Origin of the sequence: Campylobacter sp. GB48, from assembly GCF_049221845.1 — a bacterium.
Taxonomy (GTDB): domain Bacteria; phylum Campylobacterota; class Campylobacteria; order Campylobacterales; family Campylobacteraceae; genus Campylobacter_D; species Campylobacter_D lari_C.
This window is the reverse complement of sequence record NZ_JBMJAR010000013.1, coordinates 1-14,463: the sequence shown is the minus strand read 5'-3', so window position 1 is coordinate 14,463 and position 14,463 is coordinate 1. Positions and strand designations below refer to the sequence as shown.

General features: G+C 28.8%; 17 protein-coding genes. 10 read left to right on the top strand and 7 right to left on the bottom strand.

Annotated elements, in window-relative coordinates; genetic code table 11:
- Positions 1-12: 12 nt before the first annotated feature.
- The 4 genes from gyrA to ACOTVC_RS06835 all read left to right on the top strand — a co-directional run bounded on the left by gyrA (position 13) and on the right by ACOTVC_RS06835 (position 4,873).
- Positions 13-2,601 carry a DNA gyrase subunit A gene (gyrA, locus tag ACOTVC_RS06850; protein WP_039641981.1) on the top strand — a complete coding sequence of 863 codons (2,589 nt, stop codon included), beginning with the start codon at positions 13-15 and terminating at the stop codon, positions 2,599-2,601.
- A 61-nt stretch (positions 2,602-2,662) separates the two neighbouring features.
- A complete protein-coding gene (locus tag ACOTVC_RS06845; protein ID WP_039641979.1) occupies positions 2,663-3,181 on the top strand; it encodes an LPP20 family lipoprotein in 519 nt (172 codons plus the stop codon).
- Positions 3,157-3,603, top strand: a complete 447-nt coding sequence (locus ACOTVC_RS06840) for a hypothetical protein (RefSeq protein ID WP_087684791.1) — start codon at positions 3,157-3,159, stop codon at positions 3,601-3,603. The genes ACOTVC_RS06845 and ACOTVC_RS06840 overlap by 25 nt, the downstream gene beginning before the upstream one ends.
- A 67-nt stretch (positions 3,604-3,670) precedes the next feature.
- Complete coding sequence (locus ACOTVC_RS06835; RefSeq protein ID WP_214116283.1) at positions 3,671-4,873, top strand: ABC transporter permease; 1,203 nt, start codon at positions 3,671-3,673, stop codon at positions 4,871-4,873.
- Between the two features lie 11 nt (positions 4,874-4,884).
- On the opposite strand, the gene ACOTVC_RS06830 is transcribed toward ACOTVC_RS06835, so the two are convergent.
- From ACOTVC_RS06830 to ACOTVC_RS06820, 3 genes are read right to left on the bottom strand one after another with little or no spacing between them, the layout of a single operon-like run.
- Positions 4,885-5,442, bottom strand: coding sequence for an SCO family protein (locus ACOTVC_RS06830; protein ID WP_214099565.1), 558 nt, complete (start codon positions 5,440-5,442; stop codon positions 4,885-4,887).
- Positions 5,443-5,445: 3 nt separating this feature from the next.
- Positions 5,446-5,892: a hypothetical protein gene (locus tag ACOTVC_RS06825; protein ID WP_214116281.1), complete on the bottom strand. Its 447-nt coding sequence runs from the start codon at positions 5,890-5,892 to the stop codon at positions 5,446-5,448.
- On the bottom strand, positions 5,892-6,311 hold the full coding sequence (locus ACOTVC_RS06820; RefSeq protein ID WP_087690188.1) for a copper chaperone PCu(A)C: 420 nt from the start codon (positions 6,309-6,311) through the stop codon (positions 5,892-5,894). Before ACOTVC_RS06820 ends, ACOTVC_RS06825 begins: the two co-directional genes overlap by 1 nt.
- Positions 6,312-6,416: 105 nt before the next feature.
- Between ACOTVC_RS06820 and ACOTVC_RS06815 the strand changes: the two genes are divergently transcribed.
- The 3 genes from ACOTVC_RS06815 to ACOTVC_RS06805 are packed head-to-tail and all read left to right on the top strand — an operon-like array spanning position 6,417 to position 8,663.
- Positions 6,417-7,409 (top strand): L,D-transpeptidase family protein, encoded by a 993-nt coding sequence (locus ACOTVC_RS06815; protein WP_052241420.1) that lies wholly within the window; start codon positions 6,417-6,419, stop codon positions 7,407-7,409.
- Positions 7,409-8,416 (top strand): alanine racemase, encoded by a 1,008-nt coding sequence (locus tag ACOTVC_RS06810; RefSeq protein ID WP_087690185.1) that lies wholly within the window; start codon positions 7,409-7,411, stop codon positions 8,414-8,416. Before ACOTVC_RS06815 ends, ACOTVC_RS06810 begins: the two co-directional genes overlap by 1 nt.
- A gap of 37 nt (positions 8,417-8,453) precedes the next feature.
- Positions 8,454-8,663 carry a hypothetical protein gene (locus ACOTVC_RS06805; protein ID WP_039618841.1) on the top strand — a complete coding sequence of 70 codons (210 nt, stop codon included), beginning with the start codon at positions 8,454-8,456 and terminating at the stop codon, positions 8,661-8,663.
- Between the two features lie 6 nt (positions 8,664-8,669).
- On the opposite strand, the gene ACOTVC_RS06800 is transcribed toward ACOTVC_RS06805, so the two are convergent.
- The 4 genes from ACOTVC_RS06800 to hemB are packed head-to-tail and all read right to left on the bottom strand — an operon-like array spanning position 8,670 to position 12,754.
- Positions 8,670-9,938, bottom strand: a complete 1,269-nt coding sequence (locus ACOTVC_RS06800) for a (Fe-S)-binding protein (RefSeq protein WP_214116855.1) — start codon at positions 9,936-9,938, stop codon at positions 8,670-8,672.
- Between the two features lies 1 nt (position 9,939).
- A complete protein-coding gene (gene hemN / locus ACOTVC_RS06795) occupies positions 9,940-11,295 on the bottom strand; it encodes an oxygen-independent coproporphyrinogen III oxidase (protein WP_214116857.1) in 1,356 nt (451 codons plus the stop codon).
- A complete protein-coding gene (locus tag ACOTVC_RS06790) occupies positions 11,282-11,767 on the bottom strand; it encodes a DUF2603 domain-containing protein (RefSeq protein ID WP_214097878.1) in 486 nt (161 codons plus the stop codon). The genes hemN and ACOTVC_RS06790 overlap by 14 nt, the downstream gene beginning before the upstream one ends.
- 9 nt (positions 11,768-11,776) lie before the next feature.
- Complete coding sequence (hemB, locus tag ACOTVC_RS06785; protein WP_214116859.1) at positions 11,777-12,754, bottom strand: porphobilinogen synthase; 978 nt, start codon at positions 12,752-12,754, stop codon at positions 11,777-11,779.
- Between the two features lie 70 nt (positions 12,755-12,824).
- Here hemB and ribA point away from each other — a divergent pair, with 70 nt between their 5' ends.
- The 3 genes from ribA to ACOTVC_RS06770 are packed head-to-tail and all read left to right on the top strand — an operon-like array spanning position 12,825 to position 14,328.
- Positions 12,825-13,385: a GTP cyclohydrolase II gene (gene ribA / locus ACOTVC_RS06780; protein ID WP_087684798.1), complete on the top strand. Its 561-nt coding sequence runs from the start codon at positions 12,825-12,827 to the stop codon at positions 13,383-13,385.
- A complete protein-coding gene (gene rsmG / locus ACOTVC_RS06775) occupies positions 13,382-13,972 on the top strand; it encodes a 16S rRNA (guanine(527)-N(7))-methyltransferase RsmG (RefSeq protein WP_087684799.1) in 591 nt (196 codons plus the stop codon). The genes ribA and rsmG overlap by 4 nt, the downstream gene beginning before the upstream one ends.
- On the top strand, positions 13,966-14,328 hold the full coding sequence (locus ACOTVC_RS06770) for a hypothetical protein (protein WP_087684800.1): 363 nt from the start codon (positions 13,966-13,968) through the stop codon (positions 14,326-14,328). The genes rsmG and ACOTVC_RS06770 overlap by 7 nt, the downstream gene beginning before the upstream one ends.
- Positions 14,329-14,463 lie beyond the last annotated feature (135 nt).

Sequence of the window (14,463 nt, the reverse complement as noted above, 5' to 3'; positions counted from 1 at the left end):
TTAAGGATTTTTATGGAAAATATTTTTACTAAAGATTCAGATATTGAAAATATAGATATAGAAAGTTCTATAAAAAGTAGTTATTTAGATTATTCTATGAGTGTTATTATAGGCCGTGCTTTGCCTGATGCTAGAGATGGGCTTAAACCTGTTCATAGAAGAATTTTATATGCTATGAATGATTTAGGTGTTGGAAGTCGTAGTGCTTACAAAAAATCAGCACGTATAGTGGGTGATGTAATCGGTAAATACCATCCACACGGTGATACAGCTGTATATGATGCTTTAGTAAGAATGGCGCAAGATTTTTCTATGCGTTATCCAAGTGTGGATGGGCAAGGAAACTTTGGTTCTATTGATGGTGATGGTGCTGCTGCGATGCGTTATACTGAAGCTAGGATGACGATTTTAGCTGAAGAACTTTTACGTGATATAGAAAAAGACACAGTTGATTTTATACCAAATTATGATGATTCTATGAGTGAACCTGATGTTTTACCTGCTAGGGTGCCAAATTTACTACTTAATGGTTCAAGTGGTATTGCAGTAGGTATGGCTACTAATATTCCTCCGCATAGTTTGAATGAGCTTATTGATGGTTTGCTTTATTTAATTGACAATAAAAATGCAAGCTTAGAAGAAATCATGCATTTTATCAAAGGCCCTGATTTTCCAACCGGTGGTATTATCTTTGGTAAAAAAGGTATTATAGAAGCTTACCGTACAGGTCGTGGTAGGGTAAAAGTAAGAGCAAAAACCCATATTGAAAAAAGATCTAATAAAGATATTATCGTCATAGATGAACTTCCTTATCAAACTAACAAAGCAAGATTAATAGAGCAAATTGCTGAACTTGCTAAAGAAAAACAAATCGAAGGTATTGCTGAAGTTAGAGATGAGAGTGATAGAGAAGGAATTCGCGTGGTGATTGAACTAAAACGCGATGCTATGAGTGAGATTGTGTTGAATAATCTTTTTAAATCTACCACCATGGAAAGTACTTTTGGCGTGATTATGCTTGCTATACATAACAAAGAACCAAAAGTTTTTTCTTTAATCGAGCTTTTAAATTTGTTCTTAAATCATAGAAAAACTGTAATTATTAGAAGAACGATTTATGAATTGCAAAAAGCTAGAGCTAGGGCGCATATTTTAGAAGGTTTGAAAATTGCACTAGATAATATCGATGAAGTGATAGCTTTGATTAAAAATTCTCCTGATAATCCAACAGCTAAAAATTTATTGATGGAAAAATTTGGCTTAAGCGAGCTTCAATCAAACGCGATTTTAGATATGAAATTAGGCCGTTTAACAGGACTTGAAAGAGAAAAAATTGACAATGAATTAAGAGAATTATTAGCAGAAATTGAAAGACTTGATCAAATTTTAAAAAGTGAGACTTTACTTGAAAATTTAATTAAAGATGAATTAAAAGAAATTAGAACCAAATTTGATGTGCCAAGAATCACCCAAATTGAAGATGATTATGATGATATTGATATAGAAGATTTAATACCAAATGAAAACATGGTAGTTACTATTACCCATCGTGGTTATATTAAACGTGTTCCAAGTAAGCAATATGAAAAACAAAAACGTGGCGGCAAAGGTAAGGTTGCGGTTACAACTTATGATGATGATTTTATTGAAAGCTTCTTTACAGCAAATACACATGATACTTTGATGTTTGTTACTGATCGTGGACAACTTTACTGGCTTAAAGTTTATAAAATTCCTGAAGGAAGTAGAACTGCTAAAGGTAAAGCCGTGGTTAATCTTATTAATCTACAAGCAGATGAAAAAATTATGGCAATTATTCCAACCACTGACTTTGATGAAAGTAAATCATTGTGTTTCTTTACGAAAAATGGTATTGTAAAACGCACAAATTTAAGTGAGTATCAAAACATTAGAAGCGTGGGTGTAAAGGCGATTAATTTAGATGAGAATGATGAGCTCGTTACTGCAATCATTGTAGCAAGAGATGAAAATGAAATCGCAAATGTAAATGCAAGTGAAAATTTAGAAATAGATGAAAATCTAGAAAATGAAAGTAGTGAAAATAGTGAAGAATTAGATAATATTACTAGTGGTAAAATGCTTTTCGCGGTAACTAAAAAAGGTATGTGTATTAAATTCCCACTTGCTAAAGTTAGAGAGATTGGTCGTGTAAGTAGAGGGGTGACTGCGATTAAATTTAAAGAAAAAGATGATGAGGTTGTGGGTGCTGTTGTTATAGAAAATGACGCCCAAGAAATCTTAAGCGTAAGTGCTAAAGGCATAGGCAAGCGTACTGATGCTGGAGAATACAGACTTCAAAGCAGAGGCGGTAAAGGTGTTATCTGTATGAAACTTACTGCTAAAACAAAAGACTTAATCGGTATAGTTATAGTTGATGAAAGTATGGATTTGATGGCATTAACAAGCAGTGGTAAGATGATACGCGTTGATATGCAAAGTATTAGAAAAGCAGGTAGAAATACAAGTGGTGTAATTGTTGTTAATGTTGAAAACGATGAGGTTGTAAGCATTGCTAAATGTCCTAAAGAAGAAGATGAGGAATTAGATGCTGAAACTAATATGGATTTAAATTTAGAATAGTAAAATTTTTGGAATGCTTTTTGCTGTTTTAACAAAATCAAATAAATTGAAGGTGTAAAAAATGAAAAAAGTTGTTTTTATGTTTTGTTTAGCTTTGGGTTTTAGTGCATGCGCACTAGATCAAAGAGGTGTAAATCCAAATCAAACTCAAGCTGCTCAAGCTTCAAGTTCTGATGTTGTGATTCAAAAGGTTGATAAAGATGATGTGCGTAATATCATTAGAGAAGAAAAAATGCTTGCAAATGATACAAGTACAGACAATGATCTAACTTTTACAGCGGTGGGTGAGGGTATTGCTCCTTTAAATACCGTTTCTGTTGGTCAAGCTTTGGCTTTGGCTAAAAGAGCAGCAATCACTGATGCTTATAGACAATTAGCTAGTAAGTTATATGGTGTAAGAGTTAATGGTAAAGATACAGTAAAAGATGCTATGCTTAAAAGTTCAACCATCACAGCACAAGTTAATGGTTTGATTAAAAATGCAAGTGTAGTTGATCAAGACTTTAAAGATGGTCTTTATAGAGTAAATGTAGAACTTAAAATCGATGCTGACAAGTGGAAAGAATTGTTTGCTTATTAATCCTTATATTTTTTAATGCTACTGCCCAAGATGAATTTATATTTTGGGCAGAACTCTCTAATAAAAATTTTATTCTCTATCATCAAAATGAAACTATTTCTATGGCTATGACTAAAAGTAAAAATAAAAATTTAGAATATGCTTGTGAGTTAGTTTATACACCAAGCGACTTGAAGTCTTTAGTACACAATGATTTTGGTATGGTAGATGAAGAGAAAATGACAAAGTTAGATAAATTTAACTTTTTAAATGCTCATAAAAATGATTTAATTGATTGTTTTTTTAATTCAAAAATAGATGTAAAAGACTTTGTAAAAAGCGAGCAAGCAAGTGCACAAAGTGAAACTTATGTAAGAATTTTGCCTTTAAGATTTATAGTTGAATTTCACAATAATAGTGCCTTTGTATATTATCTTAAATAAATACAAAGCTAGCTTTTATAAAAATCAAGTTAAAATACTTAAAAAAATATTAAGATAAGAGTAGAAAATGCAAAAAAGTATCCCTCGTTATTTATTATTTAAATATTTGCGTTTTGATAAAGATCAACCTTTTATCATGCTTTCAAAAATTTTAGCTTTTTTAGGTGTAAGTATAGGGCTTTGCGTACTTTTAGTTGCAATGGCTATCATGAATGGCTTTGATAAAGAATTTGAAAGAAAACTTTTTACGATGAATTATCCTATCACTATATTGCCACGTTTTGGAGCAAGTGTGGATGATAAATTATTGCAAGAATTAAGAGCTAAATTTCCAAATTTATTATTTAGTCCTTATATTGCTACTCAGGTTATAGCAAGAAATGATTTAAAATTAGAAGGCGGTATGCTTTTTGGTGTTAATTTTGAAGATGAAAAAAAAATTAATGAAGTCGTAGCGCAAGCTTTAGAAAATAAAAAATTAGACAATTTTGATATTTTAATTGGCAAGGGTTTAAAGGATGAATTTGGACTTGATTATAATGAAAAGATAACTCTAATTTTTTCTAATCTTAATGCTAGTGGACTTTCACTTATCCCGCAGGTTAAAAGATTTGATGTTAAAGCTGATTTTTCTTCAGGACTACTAGCTTATGATAAAGCTTATATGTATACAGATGCTAAAGCCTTAGCTAAAATTTTATCATATCCCCAAGGAAATTATGATGGAGTACATGTGTATTCAAATAAACCTTTTGAGGATATTAAGCAAATTGAAGCTTTTTTGGGTGCAAGGTATGCTAGCATAGGTTGGTGGGAACAAAATGGGAATTTCTTTGCAGCACTTGCTTTAGAAAAAAGGGCGTTGTTTATTGTGTTGATGCTGATTATTTTGGTCGCAAGTTTAAATATAGTAAGCTCTTTGTTGATGATAGTGATGAATAGACGTAGTGAAATAGCTTTATTGCTTTCCTTAGGAGCTAGTAAATTAGAGATTAAAAAAACCTTTTTTTCTTTAGGATTTTTAATAGGTGGAAGTGGTATTGTAGCAGGTGTGATTCTTGCAACTATTGCTTTGTGGGTGCTTGGAAATTTTGACATCATTTCTTTACCAAGTGATGTTTATGGTATGAGTAAATTGCCATTAGAACTTTCTTTAGTTGATTTTTGTGCTACACTTTTTGGTGCTATTGTGATAGTGAGTTTATCTTCTTATTATCCTGCCAAAAAAGCAACTCAGGTAGATATTTTAGATACTCTAAGAAACGAATAAATTATAAAAATTTATTCGTTTAAGAATTTTTGAATTTCATTGAAAAAGTTTTCATAGCTAATGTCTTTGATGGTTTTAATAAATTTTCCATTTTCATCGATCAGATAAAATTCACCACTATGTGCTATAGAATATCCCATAGCAGAATCTTTAAGATTGATTTTTTCATATATCACACCATAATTTTTAGTAACTTTTTCTAATTCTTTTTCATCTTTAGCAACTAAAGCTGTAGAATTTGGATAAAAATATTTTACCCATTGACTAGTTTGAGTTAGATTGCTATCTCTTGCTGGATCTAGTGAGATAAATACTACATGAGCTTTTTCTTTATTTGGCATTTTTTCTAAAACATTAGCAATCAAGGCAAGCTCACTAGGACAAACATCAGGACAATATGTATAGCCAAAATATACAATCAATTTTTTACCGATAAAATCTTTTAAACTAAGCATGCCTTTTTCAGAATTTAAGTGAAAATTGTATTTGTTATTTTCAAAATACTGTACAGATATAAAAAACACCCCAAAAATTACCACAATTAATAAAAAAATATTTATTTTTTTCATATTTTACCTTTTTACATCAAAGTCAAAATAAAAACCTAGTGGAGCTTCATCATCAAAAAGTTCTATTCTAAAACGCATTACATCTAGTGTGCAAGAACTTAAAACTAATTTAGCATGGTAAGTGTTGTTGATTTTTTTAAATTGTGGAACAATATCTCCCATATACATATTAAGTCCATAAACTCTAGCGTTTAGTTTTTTAAACTTACCTAAATTAGTGATATTTAAATCAAGCTCGTTTAATGCGGCTATAGGTTTTGGATTTAAATTTACTAATACCTTTTTATCTTTAAAATTATACTCACACTCTTGAACGTTTAGATCACATGTTAAAGGCGTTAGAGTGGTGATTAGCTCTCTTTTTTTTCCAGAATTTGATGAGTTAGTATAAAAATAAGCCCCGCATATAGCAAAGACTATAGCTAGAGCAAAGACAAGTAGATTTTTCATTATTTTTTAATATTTCTTGACTTGATGTCTTTTAATTCAATTGTGCTATTATCATCAAAATAAAGCGTTAAATTAGCTTTGGTTTGTGGTGTGATATTTTCTTTAAGATTTAATACCATAATATGCTTACCACCTGGTTTAAGTTCAGTGCTTGATTTTGCTTTTATAGTAATTTGAGGAATTTGCACCATCATTTTTTTACCATTTTCCACGATATGATCATGAATTTCAGTCGTGTCACTTAATGAGCTTTGAGCTTTTATTAGTTTTATATCTTTATCAGAGTTATTTTTAAGCTCTAAAAAAAATGCTGTGGTTTTAGAATTTGGTGGAGTTTGTCTTACATAAGGATCATTTATGGTAACTTCGTTTGCGATAGCAAAAGCACTTAATATAGTTAAGCTAAGTAATTTTTTCATTATTTTACCTTTATTGTTTTTTAATCAATTATAAACATTATACACGGAAAAAATTAAAAATATATTTATTGTAAAAATATTATAATTATCTCTTTGTTGTTTTAAATTTTAGTAGAAAGGTATAAATTGTTTAAAATTATATTAGCATTATTTAGTTTAGCCATATTTGCAAATGCAAATAATCTTGCAAAAATTTATTTAAATCAAGGCATTGATGCAGTTGAAAAGGTGCTAGAACAAGAATTAAGTAAAAAAGATTTTTGGCTTGATGAGATAAAAGATAAAAATGTTAGCCTTGGTTATTATGAAGAAAATGTTGCAATCGTTTTAACTAATAAAAGCGATAAGATTATTAGAGTTTATCATTATAATGATGGAAAAGTAGAAAAGAAATTTATTCAAAAAGATGTTTTAACCGGTTTAGCGGGTGATAAAGAAATAGAAGGAGATTTAAAAACTCCTATAGGTTTTTATGAGCTTGGAAAGAAATTTTATCCTGGTGATCCATATTATGGACCATTTGCTTTTGCAACAACTTATCCAAATGTTTTAGATAAAACTTTAGGTAAAACAGGCGGGGGAATTTGGATTCATGGTTATCCTTTAGATGGAACGCGTTTAGATACTTATAAAACTAGAGGTTGCATTGCTGTGCAAAATGATTTGCTAGAAGATTTTAATAAATTAGTAGCTGATAGAAAAGCTTATGCAATGACAGAAGAAAAAAATAAAGTAAGAGCAAATCATGAAGAAGTTGCTATTTTGTTAGCAAATTTATTTGCTTGGAAAGACAGTTGGCAAAAAAGTGATATCAATAAATACTTGTCTTTTTATGATAAAAATATATTCAAGCATAAAAATAAATTTTCATATGAGCAGTTTGCAAAAAACAAAGAAAGAATTTTTGCCAAAAAAGAAGAAAAAACTATTAAATTTTCAGATCTTAGCATAAGTCCTTATCCAAATGAAAAAAATGAAAAGATTTTTAGAATAGGGTTTTATGAAGACTATCGTAGTACTAATTATAAATTCAAAGGGGAAAAAGTTCTTTATGTTAAGCTAGTTGAAGACAAAATGCAAATTTTAGCTGAGCAATAATGGCTTATATAAAAATCGATCGCTTGGCTTATGAGTATAATCTTGATCTAATAGCTTCTAAGGCTGGAGGTTATGAAAAAATAATCTGTGTTTTTAAAGATAATGCTTATGGACATGGAGCTAAGCTTTTAGCTCCTATAGCTAGAGCAAAAGGTATAAATTTTATAGCAGTAAAAAACGAAGCTGAAGCAAAAGAACTTGAAAATATTTTTGATAATATCTTAATTTTATCTCATCATCCACATGGTGATGAAAGTGAAAAATTTATTTATGCCTTAAATGATAAAAATGATATAAAAAAACTCAAAAAAAATACCAAAATTCATTTAGTTATAGATACAAATATGCATAGAAATGGAATTTTACCTGAAGAAATTCAAGAAACTTTATATAAACTTAAAAACAACTGTTTACACCTTCATGGAGTAATGATGCATTTTGCAGGAAGTGATGAAATAGATGCAAGTTATTTTGTGCAAAAGCAAAAATTCCAATATGCTAAAAAAATAATTTATAATTTATTGCGAGAAGAAGCTAAAAATTTAGTGTTTCACTCTCATAATTCTGAAGCCTTATTTAGAGCAAATGCTTTAGAGATTGATGAGTATTGTAGAGTAGGGCTTGTGCAATTTGGTTACGCATATTTTAACAAAAACTTGCACAAGGTTTTGAGTTTATGGGCTGAAAAATTAAGCCAAAGAGTGTTAAAAAAAGGCCAAAGCGTTGGCTATGGTGGAATGTATAGTGCAAAAGAAGATCTTGTAATAGCAACTTATGATTTAGGTTATGCAGATGGACTTTTACGTTATGATGGAAAAAAAGATTTTTTTCTTCCTAATGGAAAAAAAATACTTGGAAAAATGTCTATGGATAGTTTTTCTTGTGAAAATAGTGGCGATGTAATTTGTGTTATGAATGATGCAAATATTATGGCTAATTTTTTTAATACAATTAACTATGAAATTTTAGTCAAACTTTCTCCAAGTTTAAAAAGAATTGTAATTTAAGATAAAAAATACTAATATATCTTTAGGAAGGTGAAATATGGCATTTTTAAATTGGGCTATTTTGATTTTATTTTTATTCATAGTGTTTTTGCTAATTAACCGTTATGAAAGAAAAATGAAAATTTTATATAAGAATATAGAAATCTTAAAAAATGAGTGTAAAAAAAATAGCGAAAATATAGAACAAAATAGAATTTTAATAGAAAAAAATAGATCAAAAATTGAAGATATAAAAAATCAAGATTAATAAAAATTAATCTTGAAGTAACTTTGCTATTAATTCTAAAGGGTGTAAAAATTGTGTAGAAATTTTTTCATGCTCTAATGCATTTGAAATTTGCATTCTACAAGCTGAGCATTCTGCGCTAATGATCTCTATATCACTTTTTTGTATGTTTTGAGCTTTTTTTATGCCAACTTGCAAAGCTTTTTCATAATGATCCGTTTGCATGCTAACTCCACCAAAACCACAGCACTCATTTGACTTGATAAGTTCTTTAAAGATATAATTTTGCTTTAGTAAAGCTCTTGGCTCTTTAAAAACTCCTTGCATTTTTCTTGCATGGCAAGGATCATGATATGCAATTTTTGTGTTTATTTTTTTCTTTGTTTTTAAAAGTTCTTCTAAATTAGTGTATTCATAAAAATATTTTGTTGCAAGTAGTATTTTACTGGAAATATTTTTAGCTCTTATTGCCCATTCTTTATCATTTTGCATATGAAAAAAATGTTCATAGTCTATATTAATCATCGCAGAGCATGTTGCTTCTGGGATAATAATATAATCTAGTGTTTTTAATTTTTCTTCAAAATAAATGATATTTTTTTTAGCTAAGTTTTCTACACTGCTAAAATCTCCGGTAAAATAATGAGGAGCGCCACAACAAGATTGATCTTTTAATAAATCCACATTGATTTTAAGATGCTTACAAATTTCAAGCAAAGCAAAACCTGTATTAGTGTAAGAATAATTAGACAAACACCCTATAAAAAGACCTATGGTTTTTTCACCTTGATTGCTTATAAAATCAGGATTAGAGGCTAAAAAACTTTTTTTAGCTAAAGAAGGAAGCAAACGATCTTTTTTGATTAAAGGTAGGCTAAATTTAGCTTTCATTCCTAAATTTTTATCTTGCAAGCTAAAGGCACAACTTTGAAAAACATAGCCTAATCTTGCTAGGATATCTAAAATTTTTCTGTGTCTTAAAAAAAAGAAAGCAAGTTTTTTATACCATGCTATGCCAAATTTTTGAGCTATATCAAAGCGTACTTTTTCAATAGCACTATCTACTCTTAAATGACTTGGGCAAACTTCAACGCAATTTGTACATAAAAAACATGATTCAAAAGTTTTTTTAAGATTTTTATCAAGTTCTAGTTCTCGGTTTTTATAAGCACTAATTAAATCCAAAAAACCACGAGGAGAAGTGCTCTCATCGTGGTTTATCTCATGTATAGTGCAAACTGGTATGCATTTGCCACATTTTACACAAGCATTAGAAATTTCATTAACATTTAGCATATTAAACCGTTTTAGAAAATACTTTTTTATCTTCACTAATGCGTTTTAAATATTTATCAAAACACATAGCAATATTACGTATTAAAAGTACTCCTGTTTCATTAACTTTGATATAATTTTCATCTATAGTAACAAATTCGCTAAGTTCCTCAAGCTCTTTTAAATCTTGTTGAAAATATTCAAAAAAATCAATCTTAAATTTATTTTCTATATTTTTTATATTAAGGGCAAAATTACTCATAAGTTCCATAATAACAGCTTTTCTTAATTCATCATCATCATCAAGCATAATACCTTTTTCACAAGGTAATCTACCCTCATCAATAGCTTTTTCGTAACTTGGCATGTCTTTGAAATTTTGCATATAATGTCTTTGTCCTTCACCTATACTTGTTAAGCCAATGCCAATTAAATCAGTTCCACCTTTTGTAGTATAGCCTTGGAAATTTCTATGCAAGCTACCATTTTCTAAAGCTTTAAAAAGTTCATCTTGTGGTTTTGCGAAATGATCCATTCCTATCATTTTATAACCATTTTGAGTTAAAAATTTTTCACAGTATTCTAAAATCTGAAGTTTTACATCAGGGCTTGGCAGTGTACTTTCATCAAATTTTCTCATATTTTTTTTAAGCCAAGGCACATGTGCATAGTTAAAAATAGCAAAACGATCAGGATTGATTAGCAATGCTTTTTCTAAAGTTTGCTTAAAACTTTCTAGGCTTTGATAAGGAAGACCATAGATTAAGTCCATATTTACTGAGTTAATCCCCTTTTTTCTTACCATATCTACTGCATTTTTGGTTAATTCAAAAGGTTGAATTCTATGAATCTCCTTTTGAACCTTTTCATCAAAATCTTGCACACCAAAACTAATACGATTAAAACCATTTTGGATTAAAACATCAGCTTGTTCTTCATTTAAAAATCTAGGATCAATTTCACAGCTTACTTCGCTATTATGGGTAAAATTTGGAAAAATGCTTTTTATTTTTAAAATCAAACTTTGTAATTGTTTAGCGCAAAAGAATGTAGGTGTACCACCACCAAAATGCATTTGAGCTACTTCTCTTTGAGTATCGATGATATTTGCTAAAAGATCAAGCTCTTTAAAAAGATAGTTTAAATATCTTTTTTTGCTTTCTTCTTTAGCGGTATATATTACATTACAACCACAAAAATAACAAGCACTTCTGCAAAAAGGCAAATGAAAGTACAAAGACAATTGTGCTTTTTGATCTTTTAAAATTTGTATATAATCTTCATATTTAAACTGAGTGTTAAACTCCACTGCAGTAGGATAAGAAGTGTATCTTGGGCCTGCTTTAGAGTATTTAACAAAGCTTTTATAATCTTTCATTTTGTTTTACCTTTTGCATCATTTCTTTCATATCAATAAATAAATTAGGATGTTTTATATGAATATTGTTAATTAATTGATCTAAATCAATATTTACTTCTTTTACACCTTTAGCAACTTGATGTTTAATTTCATCCATAGCAACTGTCCAAACATCGTTAAAATCAATAGGAATTTGTTGATAAATAGCCTTTTCTAGTTTAAGTTCAAAATTATCTTTTTGCATTTCTTTGGCATTTTGTAAAAACTCAATTAAGGTTTTTACAGAAAACATAGTCTTAACATCATCATTTTCATCTATTATAAACCATAGTTCAGGTGCTAACTCATGACCATTTTTTAGACTTAATTTTTTTTCTTTTTCATTAATATGGGTGAGATGAAATATGGTTTGATTATGTTTTTCTATGCCTAAATGGCTTGATAATTCGTTGATAATATCTTGGGAGCTTTTTTTACTTAGACTACTCAATCTTACTCCTTATTTGTTTAATAATTTTGCAATTTCTTTTGCATGATAGGTTATAATAAGCTTAGCTCCTGCTCTTTTGAAAGCAAGCATAGTTTCAAGCACTATTTTTTCATAGTCAATCACGCCTGCTTTTTGACCTGCTTTTAATAAAGCATATTCCCCACTTACATTATACACACAAAGTGGAAGTTTGGAATGATTTGCTATATCTTTAACTACATCTAAATACGCAAGCGCTGGTTTGACCATCAAAATATCAGCACCTTGTTTTTCATCTTCTAAGCTCTCACATAAGGCTTCTTTACCATTAGCAAAATCCATTTGATAGGTTTTTCTATCTCCATAACTTGGAGCAGAATCAGCCACATCTCTAAAAGGCCCATAATAAGCTGAGGCAAATTTAGTAGAATAGGCCATGATAGGTAAATTTTCAAAACCATTTTCATCTAAGGTTTTTCTTAAAGTTTCAATAATACCATCCATCATACCGCTTGGTGCTATCATATCAGCACCATTTTTTGCATGAATTAGGGCTTGTTTGGCTGAAATTTCTAAGGTTAAATCATTATCTACACTTTTACTTTTTGGATCAATAATACCACAATGACCATGGTCGGTATATTCACAAAAACAAAGATCAGTAATTACTACTAAATCAGGAAATTTTGCCTTAATAGTTCTTAGGCTTGTAGCAATCAAACCATCATCGCTTAATGCATCACTGCCACAGCTATCTTTTTTAGAACTTTCCAGTACACCAAATAAAATAACCGCTTTAATACCAAGATTAGCTAACTCTTCACACTCTTTTAAAATTTCATCCAAGCTCATTTGAAATACACCTGGCATAGATGTAATTTCATTTTTAATATTAATGCCATTTACAACAAAAAGGGGATAAATCAAATCGTCTAAATTTAAGGTATTTTCTTTTACTAAGCTTCTAATATTCTCATTAAGTCTTAATCTTCTAAAGCGTTTAAACATAAATTTCCTTTTTGTTTGTTAAAATTGCTTAAATTCTAGCATATTTTTTATAAAAAGGTAAAGTAAAATAATGACTATTCAAATTTCTGAAATAGCAAAACTTCCCACTTGTTTTGGAGAATTTAATATACAAAGTTTTAAAGAAAATGATAAAGAACATCTTTGTATTTTTAAAGGAAAATTAGAAAAAGAAGTTAATATTAGAATTCATTCAGAATGTTTAACGGGTGATGTTTTGGGAAGTTTAAAGTGTGATTGCGGAGAACAGCTTGATTTTTCTTTAAAATACATTCAAGAGCATGGTGGTATGGTAATTTATCTAAGACAAGAAGGAAGAGGTATAGGGCTTTTTAATAAAATTAATGCCTATGCATTGCAAGATAAGGGTTTTAATACTATAGAAGCAAATCATCAATTAGGTTTTAAAGCAGATGAGCGTAGTTATGAAATAGTGAATTTTATACTCAAACATTATAAGATTTCTAAAATTAATCTTTTGACTAATAATCCTGAAAAACTTAGTTCTTTAAAAGAAAAAGTAAATTTAAGAATTCCTATTTTAATAGAAGCTAATCGTTTTAATAAAGACTATTTAGAAATTAAACATACACAAATGGGACATTTAAATTGAAAAAATACGAAGAACAATTAAATTTTTTGCAAAATTTCAATAAAGATGATTTTTTCAAAAAAATTATACTCTATAAAAATTTATTGAAAAAATTTAATGCTGTGCATAATCTAACTCATCTTGAAAATATAGATGATAATATTATTGATAGTATAAAAATTTTAGACTTTTATGATTTAAGTTTTAAAAAAAAGGTTATAGATATTGGAAGTGGGGCTGGTTTTCCAGCGATATTTTTAGCCTGTATTTTACAAGAAAGTGAATTTTTTCTTTTTGAGCCTAGTGCTAAAAAAGCTTCTTTTCTAAGGGTAATTAAAACTGAACTTAATTTAAAAAATATAAACATTATAAAAGAAAAAATACAAAATCACCAGTCCTTTAAAGCAGATTTAATTACTTCAAGAGCTTTGATGGATATAAAACCTTTGATTGAAATTTCAAATGGTTTTTATGATGAAAATACTTTGTTTTTGCTTTATAAAGGTAGTGAGGTTTATGATGAACTACAAGAATTAAAAGATTATAAAATTTTCAACCGTGGTTTTAGAAATTATTGTCTTTTAAAGATAAAGGAAAAAATATGTTAATTTTTGGACATCCTTTGATAAATATGCAAAAATTTAGTCATTATGAAAATATTTTTATTAAAACCAATGTGAATTGTTTTGATTATAATGAACAAAATATAAAAAGTGCAAAAGAAGAAAAGGTGGATTTTGCCATATATGCTAAAAATGATAATGAGGTTTTGCTTTCTAATGCTTTAGGAGCAAAATATATTTTAATAGAAGATGAGAATCTGGCAAAAATTGCTTCAAAAATGGCTGAATTTTATATGTTTGATTCTAAAATTTTATTTTTACTGAATAATTTAGAAAATAATCTTAAAAAGGCTTATGAGTTAAATGTAGATGGGGTTTGTTTAAAATCTTATATCAGATAAAGTTAAACCCATAATGGGTTTAACTTATCATTTAAAACTTCTTCTTCCTAGCATCTTCTAAGATATCATTAGCTATTTTATTTACATTATCAGATATAGCTGCACTATCTTTTGCTATTTTTAAGTTCTCTTGGG